General features: G+C 74.2%; 10 protein-coding genes and 2 pseudogenes. 4 read left to right on the forward strand and 8 right to left on the reverse strand.

All coding sequences use genetic code 11. The features are described 5' to 3' along the window. The 3 genes and pseudogenes from E4P40_RS22510 to E4P40_RS22520 form a co-directional block, all read left to right on the forward strand. A pseudogene (locus tag E4P40_RS22510) lies at positions 1-2634 on the forward strand (hypothetical protein); the annotation flags it as partial. Beyond that, positions 2631-2885: a hypothetical protein gene (locus E4P40_RS22515; RefSeq protein ID WP_135160633.1), complete on the forward strand. Its 255-nt coding sequence runs from the start codon at positions 2631-2633 to the stop codon at positions 2883-2885. The pseudogene E4P40_RS22510 and the gene E4P40_RS22515, both read left to right, overlap by 4 nt. 264 nt (positions 2886-3149) lie before the next feature. After that, positions 3150-3908 (forward strand): hypothetical protein, encoded by a 759-nt coding sequence (locus E4P40_RS22520; protein WP_135160634.1) that lies wholly within the window; start codon positions 3150-3152, stop codon positions 3906-3908. Between the two features lie 91 nt (positions 3909-3999). Here E4P40_RS22520 and E4P40_RS22525 read toward each other — a convergent pair whose 3' ends face one another. The 4 genes from E4P40_RS22525 to E4P40_RS22540 all read right to left on the reverse strand — a co-directional run bounded on the left by E4P40_RS22525 (position 4000) and on the right by E4P40_RS22540 (position 7958). Further along, the gene (locus E4P40_RS22525; RefSeq protein ID WP_135160635.1) at positions 4000-5295 is read right to left on the reverse strand and encodes a PhoH family protein; all 1296 of its coding nucleotides are present in this window, start codon (positions 5293-5295) and stop codon (positions 4000-4002) included. A gap of 360 nt (positions 5296-5655) precedes the next feature. Then, positions 5656-5913, reverse strand: a complete 258-nt coding sequence (locus E4P40_RS22530; RefSeq protein ID WP_135160636.1) for a hypothetical protein — start codon at positions 5911-5913, stop codon at positions 5656-5658. Between the two features lie 3 nt (positions 5914-5916). Then, complete coding sequence (locus tag E4P40_RS22535; protein WP_135160637.1) at positions 5917-7128, reverse strand: DUF885 domain-containing protein; 1212 nt, start codon at positions 7126-7128, stop codon at positions 5917-5919. A gap of 50 nt (positions 7129-7178) precedes the next feature. Further along, positions 7179-7958: an isoprenyl transferase gene (locus E4P40_RS22540; protein WP_245160516.1), complete on the reverse strand. Its 780-nt coding sequence runs from the start codon at positions 7956-7958 to the stop codon at positions 7179-7181. Positions 7959-8082: 124 nt separating this feature from the next. On the opposite strand from E4P40_RS22540, the gene E4P40_RS22545 reads away from it, so the two are divergent. Further along, positions 8083-8892: a hemolysin III family protein gene (locus E4P40_RS22545; protein WP_135160639.1), complete on the forward strand. Its 810-nt coding sequence runs from the start codon at positions 8083-8085 to the stop codon at positions 8890-8892. Between the two features lie 45 nt (positions 8893-8937). On the opposite strand, the gene E4P40_RS22550 is transcribed toward E4P40_RS22545, so the two are convergent. The 4 genes and pseudogenes from E4P40_RS22550 to E4P40_RS22565 form a co-directional block, all read right to left on the reverse strand. After that, entirely contained in the window at positions 8938-10188 is a 1251-nt protein-coding gene (locus E4P40_RS22550; protein ID WP_135160640.1) for a geranylgeranyl reductase family protein, read from the reverse strand. A gap of 90 nt (positions 10189-10278) precedes the next feature. After that, a complete protein-coding gene (locus E4P40_RS22555) occupies positions 10279-10809 on the reverse strand; it encodes a maleylpyruvate isomerase N-terminal domain-containing protein (protein WP_209305469.1) in 531 nt (176 codons plus the stop codon). A gap of 19 nt (positions 10810-10828) precedes the next feature. Further along, a complete protein-coding gene (locus tag E4P40_RS22560; protein WP_245160517.1) occupies positions 10829-11329 on the reverse strand; it encodes a hypothetical protein in 501 nt (166 codons plus the stop codon). 158 nt (positions 11330-11487) lie between these two features. Continuing rightward, positions 11488-11793 (reverse strand): annotated as a pseudogene (locus tag E4P40_RS22565) (N-acylglucosamine 2-epimerase); the annotation flags it as partial.

Raw genomic sequence — 11793 nt, forward strand, 5'->3', positions numbered from 1 at the left:
GCCGCCACGCCGGCGCGTCCGGTGACTCCGGCGTGGAGCGCGACCCCGGCCCACCCGGCGGCCGCCCCCCAGGACGACGAGCGGGTCAGCGAGTTCGCCGGCCTGCTGGCCGCCCAGCAGGCCGAGGCACCGGCCCCCGCGTACACCCGGACGGCGTTCCCGCGCGCCTCTTTCCCGCGCACGGGTCCGCAGGTCCGCGCCGGCGGACCGCTCGTCGACGACGAGGACGAGCCGGCCGACGGCCTTCCGGCCCCCAGCGCACCGTCCCCCTTCACCGCTGCGCTCGCGCGGATGGTCGCCGGGGACCAGGACGTCCGTCAGGCCGTCAAGGAGGCCCTCGACCAGCCGTCAGGCGCGTTCGCGCGAGCCGTCGCGGCACCCTCGCCGGCCCGGCCGGCACCCATCGCACAGTCATCGGTGACGCCGCCCGCGGCGCCCCAGGAGGAGGAAACGGTGGGAGATCAGGTCGTCGCACCGCCCTCTCCGGTCATGGAGCACCCGGTCATGGAGCACCCGGTCGTGGAGCACCCGGTCGTCGAACAGGCAGTCGTCGAGCACCCGGTGGAGGTGCCCACGTGGGCGGCCGAGCCCGAGGTGACGGCCGCGTCGGTGTCCCCCCGCGAGGAGGCCATCGCCGACCTGCTGCGCGGAGCCCTCGCCCAGGGCCACTCCGACGAGGCGCTCGCCGGGATCCTCCGCAAGGTGCTGGCCGGCGCGTCCCCGCAGACGGCGCTGACCGAGCCCGAGCTGCCTGCGCCGCTCCCCGCGCCGCAGGTGGCGCTGGCGGACATCGCGCTCGCGGACATCCCGCTGACGGACATCGCGCTGACGGACATCGTGCTCGCGGACGAGGCGCCGGTGGACGAACTCCCCCGGGACCTCGTCGTGGAGACCGCTCCGGAGACCGTCGCGCTGGTCGATGTCGCGGAGCCCGTCGCGGACCTGTTCGTGCACGACGACCCGGTCGAGGTCGTGGCCGAGGACGTCGTCGCCGAGGACGAGTTCGCCGCCGAGCCGGCCGCCCCGGTGTACGAGCCGACGTACTACTCCTCCTACGACGCGACGGGTCTGTTCGGGGACGTCGCCCCCGCGGCCAAGCCGTCCCTCGAGATGTGGGGCATCGAGCTGGCCGAGGTCCCGCTGTGGGGCGAGCCCGTCGCGGCGGCGCCGTCCTCCGACGACGAGCCCATCTGGCGTCCCGTCGTGTCGGACTCGGACCTCACCCCGGTGGACGACGCCCCGATCTGGGCCGAGGTCGCGCTGCAGGAGCCCGTCGCGGGCGCTGATGAGCACATCGAGACGGACAGCGAGACCGCGACGGACGAGGTCGTGCCCGTCGAGGTCGAGGTCGAGGTCGAGGTCGAGGAGTTCGTGAGCACGACGGTCGCCGAGGTCGAGGAGCTGGCGCCGGTGCTGGCGCGCACTGCCAGCGACCCCGCTCCGATGATGTCGCTCGACACCACCACGGTCATGCCGCCGCTGTCTCTGCTGCCCCCGCTGCCGTCCTCGCGCGGGAGCCGTCGCGGCCGCCCGCCGGTCCCGATGTCGCCGTCGCGCTCCTCCCGGCCCGCCGTCCCGCCGCCGTCCGCTCCCCCGGCTGCCTCCGCTCCGGAGTCGACCGCACCGGTCGCGCCCGAGACGACCCCCGCCGAGATGCGCGAGGAGACCTCGGGTACGGACACCGTCCAGGCCGAGTCCACCCGCGTCGACGCGGGGCTGTTCGACGACGCACCCACCGTCACGACGCCCGCCGCGAAGTCCTCGGCGCCCCGCCCGCCGGTGGTCGAGACGTCGTCGCTGCCCGCACCGGCCCCCCGGCTGCTCGCGACGGTCACGCGCCTGCCCGTCGCGCCCCAGATGGCTACCCTCGAGCCGGCCGACGAGGTCGACGAGCCCGTCGCCCCTGCGGCCGAGATCGAAGTGCCGGAACCGGCTCCCACCGCGCTGTTCGGGCCGGCCGTGCACGGCGACATCGCGGGCCGGCTCGAGGCGCTGGGCGTGCCCGCCGGTTTCCTGGCTGCCAGCTTCGCCGACGACGTCGCCGTCCAGGGCACCTACGCCGCTCTGACGCGGGCGCTCGCCCTGAAGCTGCCGAAGGCCCCCGAACTGCCGAACGGCGCCGGTGAGGTCCTCTTCGTCGTCGGCCCCGGTGTCGAGACCCTCCGCACCGCGCAGTCGCTGGCCGCCTCGCTGCGGCTCGACCCGGACCGCGTGCAGTGGGCCACGCGCGGCGATCTGGCGGGGCTCGCGCCCAAGGGCAGCCGCATGACGACGGTCGAGACCGCCATCGACCGGCGTCAGGACGCCGCGGACGCCGGCACGATCACGATCGTCGCCGTGGATGCACCGCTGCGCACCGACTCGTACTGGATGTCGCAGATGCTCGCGATCTGGGCGCCGGTCGCGGTCTGGGCGGTCGTCGAGGCCACCCGCAAGCCCGAGGACCTCCTCCCGTGGATCGACGGGCTGCCGCGCGTCGACGCGCTGGTCGTGCAGGACACCGACCTCAGCGCCGACCCGGCCGCCGTCCTCCGTCGGGTCGACATCCCCGTGGCCCTCCTCGACGGCGTCCCGGCGACCCCGCACCGCTGGGCGTCCCTCCTCTGCGAGCGACTGGAGAGCGTCGAGTCATGAGCCCCCTGCGCTGGGACGTGCTCCTCGTCGGGTTCGTGCTGGCCGTGCCCGTGGTCGCGCTCGGGCTGCGCGGGGACCTGTCGGCCGAAGAAGTCATGAACCGCGTGCTGTGGTGCCTGGGCGCCGGGTGGGCGGCCGTCGCGCTGCTGCGCTGGGCGAGCACCCCGAGACCGTCGGCTCCGCCGAGGACGACGCGGCCGACGGCGGCCGACCGCGGGGCCGGCGCCGACGCGGAGCGCTCCCCCGCCTGACGTCCCGCTCGTCCACAGCTTCGCCGTCCGTCCACTGATCGTTGCGGGGACGCCGAGCTGGGCGATCCCACGGCACGGTGCTCGCGTGCCTCCGCCGCCACGCAGTGATGCCCACCTGGTTCTCCGGCGAGACGCCGTACGGGATGGCTGGTCCGACGAGGACTCGCCCGCCTCGCGCGCGGCGGGCAGTGGACCAGGCTCAGTCGAGGTGCGTACCTCGACGGTCAACTGCCGCCCACGGCCGTCGCGCGGCACGCCCTGCTGGTGGCCGCCACGATCGCAGGACTCCGCCGCGCCGCCGTGGTGAGCCACCAGTCAGCAGCTGTCCTGCTCGGGATGCCCCTGTGGGCTGCCCGTCTCGACCAGGTGCACATCACCCGCCGCCCACCTGCGTCGACCTCGACGTCCGGGCCGCTTCGCGTACACGTCGCCCGGCTCCGGGACGACGAACTGACCACCGTCGGCGGGATCACGGTGACCGACGTCGAGCGGACCGCCCTCGACCTCGCACGGAGCCTCCCGTTCGAGCCGGGCGTCGCGGCGGTGGACGCAGTCCTGAACGAAGGGCTGATCACCCGCGAGCTCCTCGAGCACCGGCTGTTCGACATCGCCGGCACCCGCGGCAGCCGGCACGCGGCCCGGGTGATCACGTTCGCCGATGGGCGGAGCGGGAGCGTCGGTGAGAGCCGGAGCCGCGTGGCTCTGCACGAGCTGGGCCTCGCGCCGAGCTCACTGCAGCACGAGATACGGACGTCCGACGGGCGACTGGTGGGTCGCGCGGACTTCGCCTGGGAGGCGGAACGCGTGGTCGGCGAGTTCGACGGCCGCATCAAGTACGGGCGGCTGCTCCGCCCAGGGCAGGACCCTGGGGACGCCGTCTTCGAGGAGAAGCGTCGCGAGGACGCGATCCGCGACGAGGGCTGGGAGGTCGTCCGCTGGACCTCGGCCGATCTGGGGAACCGCGAACGACTCTCTGCGCGCGTCCGGACAGCCCGGGAGCGGGGCGCTCGACGGCGACGGTGACGCGCATTGCGGGTGTTGTTCACAGGTTGCCGGTGCTGCAGCACCAGCCATGGTGGAACAACACCCGCAATGTGGCAGGCGCGGGGCCACGTCAGAGAGGGAGGTCCTCCAGCATCTCGGTCACCAGGGCGGCGATCGGCGAGCGCTCGGACCGGGTCAGCGTGGTGTGGCTGAACAGGTGGTGGCCCTTGAGCGCCTCGATGACGGCGGTGATGCCGTCGTGCCGGCCGACCCGGAGGTTGTCGCGCTGCGCCACGTCATGCGTGAGCACGACCCGCGAGCCGCTGCCGAGACGGGAGAGCACGGTCAGCAGGACCCCGCGCTCGAGGGACTGCGCCTCGTCGACGATCACGAAGGAGTCGTGCAGCGACCGCCCGCGGATGTGGGTGAGCGGCAGTACCTCGATCAGCCCGCGCGAGTCGATCTCGTCGATGACCGCCGGGGAGACCAGCGCGCCGAGGGTGTCGTAGACCGCCTGGGCCCACGGCGACATCTTCTCGTTCTCGCCGCCGGGCAGGTAGCCGAGCTCCTGACCACCGACGGCGTACAGCGGCCGGAAGATCACGACCTTCTTGTGCGCCCGCCGCTCCATCACCGACTCCAGACCGGCGCACAGCGCCAGCGCGGACTTGCCGGTGCCGGCGCGGCCGCCGAGGGAGACGATGCCGATCTCGGGGTCGAGGAGCAGGTCGAGGGCGATCCGCTGCTCGGCGGAGCGCCCGTGCAGGCCGAACGCCTCCCGGTCGCCGCGGACCAGCCGCACCTGCTTGTCGGGCATGACCCGACCGAGCGCCGACCCCCGGGAGGAGAGCAGCACGAGCCCCGTGTGGGTGGGCAGCTCCGCCGCCGCCGGGATGAAGGCCTCGCCGGCGTCGTACAGCTCACCGAGCTCCGCGTCGTCCAGGGAGAGCTCGGCCATGCCGGTCCACCCCGCGTCGACGGCATCCATGACCCGGTACTCGTCGGTGCTCAGGCCGACCGCCGCGGCCTTCACCCGGAGAGGGACGTCCTTGGTGATCAGGCAGACGTCGCGGCCCTCGGCGCGCAGGTTCAGCGCGACGACCATGATCCGGCTGTCGTTGCTGTCGTTGCGGAAGCCGGCCGGCAGCACGCCCGGGTCGCTGTGGTTGAGCTCGACGTGCAGCGTGCCGCCGTCCTCACCGATCGGCACCGGCGCGTCCAGCCGCCCGTGCGTCACCCGCAAGTCGTCGAGCATGCGCAGCGCCTGACGGGCGAACCAGCCGAGCTCCGGGTGGTTGCGCTTGTCCTCCAGCTCCCCGATCACGACGAGCGGGAGCACCACGTCGGAGTCGCCGAAGCGCATGAGGGCGCCCGGGTCGGACAGCAGGACGGAGGTGTCGAGGACATACGTGCGGCGAGTGGTCACGAGGCGTCTCCCGTGGGGCGCACGGCGCGCCCCCGCTCGAAGGTGGCCGGGCCCCGGCGCAGAGGCCGGGTTCCGGCCCCTCTGGTCGACGTGAACGTCAGCACCAACCGGGCCTCCCGTGGATGGCGAGGGCAGCTCGTCATCCACTGCGGACGCTAGAGCCCCCAGGTGACAACTTCGTGTCCTCTACCCCTATCGGGACCCGGCGTGTCCCCCGAAGTGGTTACCAATCGCCCGACGGATCCCATCGGTACCAGTCGTCGCCCGACTCGATCCGCGGCGGAATCGGCGTCGTGGTCGCCCACGAAGAATTCACGTGCGCCCTCGACGAGGGTGCTCGGGCGGAGCCCGCCGGGAGCGTCATCGGCGGTCGGGACGGTCCCGCCGGCCGGGCGGCCGCAGCGCCGGCCGTTCCACTGTGTCCGTCCGGTACCCGAGCTGCGGCTCGCGCCGGTGGTCGGGGGGACGGCGCGGCCGCGCGGCCACCAGGGCCCAGAGCAGCGGGATCAGCAGCACCGGCCACTGCAGGGACAGGTCGCCGAGCCACACCAGCCCCGCCAGGAGGAACACCGCGAGCCAGCCCGCCGTCCACAGGCCGAGCGTCCGGTCGCGGGGCATGGGTCAGGCGGCCCGGAGCTCGGCGGTGACGGCGCGCGGCGTCAGGGGCTCGTCGAGCAACCGCAGGAAGCGGTCGGCGACCGGCTGGTCCGCCGGCCGGTCGGCCAGCCAGCGCGAGAGCAGGTCGTAGCCCTCGACGTAGGTGGAGATGTAGGCCCGCCACAGGGGGTCGGTGAGGAACCGGATCTGCTGGGCCGCCCGCTCGGCGCTGACCAGCGACCAGCGCTGGAGGTAGGCCGCGACCTCGGCGGTGTCGGCGCCGCGGTCGTGCAGCAGGATCGCGGCGTCCTGCCGCACGCGGTTGAGCGGGGCGGCCGCCGCGGCGACCCGTTCGGCGAGGTGCCCGTCGAAGCGGAGGCCCAGGTCGCCGAGGATCTCCGCCGCCCACGGCCCCCATCCGTCGCCGATCGACGCCTGGACGCCGAGGTCGGCCAGCCCCTCGGCCATCAGGCACTCGGGCGTGTTGACGAGGAAGACCGTGTGCTCGGTGCGGGCGGCCCGCTCGACCAGGCCCCGCTCCTTGCGGCAGTGCTCGGTGTGGTGACCGGGGTAGGCCTCGTGGGCGACGAGGTGCGGCAGGTGGCCGAGGCGCTGCGGCAGGTCGGCGTTGATGGCCACCCGGGAGCGGTAGTCGCCCTCGTAGTAGTTGAAGCCCGACCACGGCTTGTCGGTGACCACCTCGTAGTGCACCGTCTCCACCTCGGGCAGGCCGTACTGACCCCGCACCCGGTCGCGCAGCGCGCTCGACAGCGCGTGCACGGCGGCCTCCAGCCGGTCCGGCGGGCACTCCTCGCGGCGCCGGTGGGCGGCGTAGCGCTCGGCCAGCGACCCGCTGCCCGGCAGGAGGACGTCGAGGTCGGCGTGCGCGGCGGCGTAGACGGACTCGTCCCCGAGGACGACGTCGACCTGGAAGTAGCTGCGGACCTCCTCGACGAACCCGACCGGCTCGCCGTTCATCTTCCGCGCGGTGCACTCCAGGCCGGTCAGCTGACCGCGCAGGTAGTCGGCGCGGTCGGCAGGGAGGTCGGCGGCGTCGAGTTCGCGCAGCAGTCCCCGGGCCTGGTCGCGCAGGACCTGCGGCGTCGGCGCGGTCTCGTCGGCCACCTGCGCACGGACCCGCGGATCGCCGGTGTACGCGTCGACGAAGCCGGCCTCCAGCCGGTCGAACCGCAGCCCCAGCCGCACGTACTCGAGGGGAAGATCGAGGCCAGCCATGACCGGGAGTTTCGCAGCCCGGTCGACTCGTCCGGGAACCGGCGGTCCGATCAGGCGCCGAACCGCCGGTGCCGCGCGGCGTAGTCCCGCAGGGCGCGGAGGAAGTCGACGCGGCGGAAGTCGGGCCAGTAGACGTCGGTGAAGTGGAACTCCGCGTTCGCCGTCTGCCAGAGCAGGAACCCCGACATGCGCTGCTCGCCGCTGGTGCGGATGACGAGGTCGGGATCGGGCTGGCCGCGCGTGTAGAGGTGCTCGGCGATGTGGTCGGGCTCGAGGGCGTCGACCAGCTCGTCGATCGTCGTCCCGGAGGCGGCGTGCTCGGCCAGCAGCGAACGGACGGCGTCGGCGATCTCCCGCCGTCCGCCGTAGCCGACGGCCAGGTTGACAGTCGCCCCCAGCCGGTCGCGGGTGTCCTCCTCGGCCTGCTTGAGGACGGCGGCCGTCTCCGGCGGCAGCACCTCCAGCGCGCCCATCGCCCGGAGCTGCCAGTGCCGACCCGGGCCGGCGAGGTCGGTGGCGACGTCCTCGATGATCCGCAGCAGCGGCGTGAGCTCCGGCTCGGGGCGGGAGAGGTTGTCGGTGGAGAGCAGGAAGATCGTCACGACCTCGACGCCGGCCTCGTCGCACCAGCCCAGGAAGTCGACGATGGTGGCCGCTCCGCGGCGGTGGCCGTCGTTGACGTCCTCGAACCCGCTGGCCCGCGCCCACCGCCGGTTGCCGTCGGCCAGCACGCCCACGTGGCGCGGAAGCTCGGCGCCCTCGAGAGCGCGGGCGAGCCGGCGTTCGTAGACCACGGTGAGCAGATCGCGGACCTTCTGGCGCGCCCCCACGCCGGTCACCCTAGGCCCCACCGCCATCCCCGGCAGGGACGCGCGGACAGGTCGCGGCAACCACGTCACCGAAGTCACCGCCACTCCGGATGCCGCACAACCTACGGGTCCGTAACCTCGGAGCATGAGCGTCCCTCCCGACAACGAACGCGTGCGGGTCGAGGCGGACGACGCCGAGCTCGAGGGCCCCCGCGGCGAAGCGATGACCGCCGTCCTCGAGGAGGGCGACCGGCCCGACCAGGTCTGGACCGCGTCCGACTTCGCCGACGGCGACTGGGAGCATCCCGACACGCGTCCCCGCCTGCGCGGCTGGCTGCACCTGTTCGCCTTCTTCGGCGCGATCGTCGCCGGCGCAGTCCTCATCCCGCTGGCGTCCGTCGAGGGGGCGCGGGCCGGGTACTCGGTCGCGATCTACTGCCTGACGATCTGCGGGCTGTTCGGCATCAGCGCGCTCTACCACCGTCGCCGGTGGTCACCGCGCGGCTGGCGGATCATGAAACGGCTCGACCATTCCATGATCTTCCTGTTCATCGCCGGCACCTACACGCCGTTCGCGCTGCTGGCGGTCGACCAGCCGACCGGCTACTGGATCCTCGCCGTGGTGTGGGCGGCCGCGCTCGGCGGCGTCGTCCTCAAGCTCTCCTGGCCGACGGCGCCGCGCTGGGTCGGCGTACCGCTCTACATCGGCCTGGGCTGGGTCGCCGTCTTCGTCCTGACCGACATCCTGCACATCGCCGGGGTCACCTCGATGGTGCTGCTCGCCGTCGGTGGCGTGCTGTACACCGTCGGAGGCATCGCCTACGGCATCCGGAAGCCGAACCCCTGGCCGGGGACCTTCGGCTACCACGAGGTCTTCCACGCCATGACGATCGTGGCCGCCGTCTGCCACTACATCGCCGTCTACTTCGCGGTCTACAACTCGCCGTATCTCTGATGCCGGCCTCCGGCCGACGACCGCGGTCAGGAGCCGCGGCCCCGCTCAGCTGAACGGCCGGCGCCCGTCCAGCTTGACGGACAGCTTCCCGGCGGTGCGCCAGGCGCGGGCGACGGCGTCGCGATCGGCGTCGTCCACCAGGTTGCCCATCACCCGCAGCGCCACGGTCATCAGCCCTCGCGACCGCATCCCGACCGGACCGGCCGCCGGCAGGAAGCGGGGCAGCGTGAGCAGGCCCGCGAGCCGGCGGGCGATGGAGAACGCCTCGCCGTAGTGGCGCCGGAGCACGGCCGGCCACGCCTGCGACCAGTCGTCGGTCCCGAACAGCTCGACCACGCTGCGGCCGGTCTCGAGGCCGTAGTCGATGCCCTCGCCGTTGAGCGGGTTCACGCACCCGGCGGCGTCGCCGATCAGCGCCCAGTTGCGGCCGGCGACACCCGACACCGCACCGCCCATCGGCAGCAGCGCCGACGCCGGTGCGCGGACCGGCCCTTCGATGCGCCACTCGTCGCGGCGGGCATCGGTGTAGGTCTCGAGCAGGGACTTCAGCTGCACCCCGGCCGGACGGCGGGCGGTGGCCAGCGTGCCGACGCCGATGTTCACCTCGCCCGCGGCCGCTCCGAGCGGGAACACCCAGCCGTAGCCCGACAGCAGTTCGCCGTCGTCGCCGCGCAGCTCGAGGTGGGAGGAGATCCACTCGTCGTCGCTGCGGCCGGAGCGCACGTAGCCGCGGGCGGCCACCCCGTAGGCGGTGTCGCGGTGCCACTCCCGGCCGAGGGCCCGGCCGAGCGGCGACCGGACACCGTCGGCCACGACCAGCCGGCGGCAGGCGATGGCGACCCGGCTGTCGTCGGCGAGCTCGAAGACCACGGCGGTCACCCGGTCGTCGTCCCGCTCGACGTCGACGGCGCGGGCACCGTCGAGCGGTGTGGCGCCAGCCCCGAGGGCCACCTCCCGGATCCGCGCGTCGAGCTCCGTGCGCGGCACGGCGCTGCCGTGGTCGGGGAACGCTCCGCCGGGCCAGGGCAGCTGCCACTCGCGGCCGAAGCCCGCGGCACGCAGCCCGCGGTTGCGGGCGTGCCCGCGCACCCAGTCGCCGAGCCCGAGGAGGTCCAGCTCGGCGATCGCGCGGGGGGTCAGCCCGTCGCCGCAGGCCTTGTCCCGGGGGAAGACCGCGGCGTCGGCGAGGACGACGTCGTGCCCTGCCAGGGCCGCCCAGGCGGCCGCGGCCGAACCGGCCGGGCCGGCACCGACCACGAGCACGTCGGTGGCGGTGGGGACGCCGGCGGTGGACACGACGCCGAGTGTCCCAGGTCGGCGGGGGTGGTCAGCCGAACAGGGGGAACGCCTGCGTGCGGGCGCCCAGCTCGGCGCGGTCGTCGTCGGTCAGCGGTTCCCGTCCGGTGGCGCGTCGGGCAGCGGTCCGGCCGCCGGCCCGGGGCGGTCCAGCCGGAGCACGAGGTCGAGGTGGTGCACGGCGGCCTCGACGACCAGCGTGGACAGGAAGTCCGCCACGGTCAGCACCCGGCCCTGGGTGTGCACGAAGGCCTCGGGATCCGACCGGCCCGCCGCCACCACGGCCGCCGCCGAGGTCTCCGCGTAGCGCCCGGCGATCCCGGTCAGGCCGCCGTGCACGCTGGCCGCGATCCGCGTGCTCCACAGCTCCTCGTCGTCCCCCGGTTCCGGCGGACGCCACGCCGTCCAGTAGTCGACGGCGGTGGTGTCGGCCGGACCGTCGGCCGGGGTGTGCAGGGTGACCAGCGCCCGCCGGGCGTCGCTGAGCAGGTGGAAGCCGAGGTCGACGGGCGTCCAGCCGGCGCAGCCGGTCGGCTCCCAGCCCTCCGCGACCGTCAGCGACGAGAGGACGGCGGAGACGTCGCCGTACGTTGGGCGGAGCAGGCTGACCGGATCGGGCACGCCTGCAGCCTGTCAGTCGTCACTCCGGCGCGGGACCCCGCCGGCGGACCTCCTCGACTCCCTCCATCGCCCGGCGCAGCTCGGCCAGCCACTCGTCGGCGTGCTGCCCCACGAGCCGGACCGCCCACGCCAGCCCTTCCGAGCGGGACCGCGCGACCCCGGCGTCGACGAGGGTGTCGAGCACGAGCCGCTCGGCCTGGCGGAGCCTCGTCATGACCGGCGTGGAGAGGTTGGTGAACACCTCGCGGGTGTCGCCGCACTGCGCCCCCCAGGCGACGGAGCGGCCGTAGCGCTCCTGCGCCGCGTCGGCGATCGCCATGCGCTGCTGCCGGGTCTCCTCGCGGAAGCGGGCGATCCGGCCGGCCCGAGCTGCCGCCGCATCGCCCTCGCCGGCCGACGGCTCGGCCAGGGTGCCGACCACGGTGATCTCGTCCCGGTCGATCGTGAGCTCGACCGGTCCGGTGAACCAGTCGTCGGGCAGCCGCCCGGCGAACCACCCCGCGACCTCCGACCGCTCCACGGGCGGCGGCGCCTCGGGTCCCCGGCCTCGCGGACCGCGGCCGCGACCTCGTCCGAAGCCGGGTCCGAAGGGTGCGTCGGCGAATCGGTGTCCGTGCATGGCGACCTCCCGTGGTCGTGTTGATTACACGGTTACACCGTAATCGCTTGTTCGGGTGTTCAGGAAGCATGCATCGCTGCGCCGAGAGCGGACACATCGGTGACCGGCGCCGAGCAGACGAATCCCCGACAGACGTAGGCCGCCGCGCGCCCCGCCACCAGGGGACGACCGGCCAGCAGGGGGACGCCGGGAGCGTCGGGCTCCCCCACCACGACGACGGCCCCCGGGCTCGCCGACGCGCGTGCAGCCGTGGCGAGCTGGTCCCGCTCGGGACCGGCGGGGCCGCTGATCGCCACCTCGAGGGGCCCGGCGAGCAGCGCCTCCCCGACCGCCGCCGCCCAGCCGGCGGCGCGCGGCGCCTGGGC

The sequence above is a fragment of the Blastococcus sp. CT_GayMR20 genome (genome assembly GCF_004570345.1).

What these genes read in the sequence shown, in the direction of transcription:
- E4P40_RS22515 (WP_135160633.1), top strand. Translation starts at nt 2,631, where the DNA reads ATGAGCCCCCTGCGCTGGGACGTGCTCCTCGTCGGGTTCGTGCTGGCC.
- E4P40_RS22530 (WP_135160636.1), bottom strand. Translation starts at nt 5,913, where the DNA reads ATGCCCCGCGACCGGACGCTCGGCCTGTGGACGGCGGGCTGGCTCGCG.
- E4P40_RS22535 (WP_135160637.1), bottom strand. Translation starts at nt 7,128, where the DNA reads ATGGCTGGCCTCGATCTTCCCCTCGAGTACGTGCGGCTGGGGCTGCGG.
- E4P40_RS22545 (WP_135160639.1), top strand. Translation starts at nt 8,083, where the DNA reads ATGAGCGTCCCTCCCGACAACGAACGCGTGCGGGTCGAGGCGGACGAC.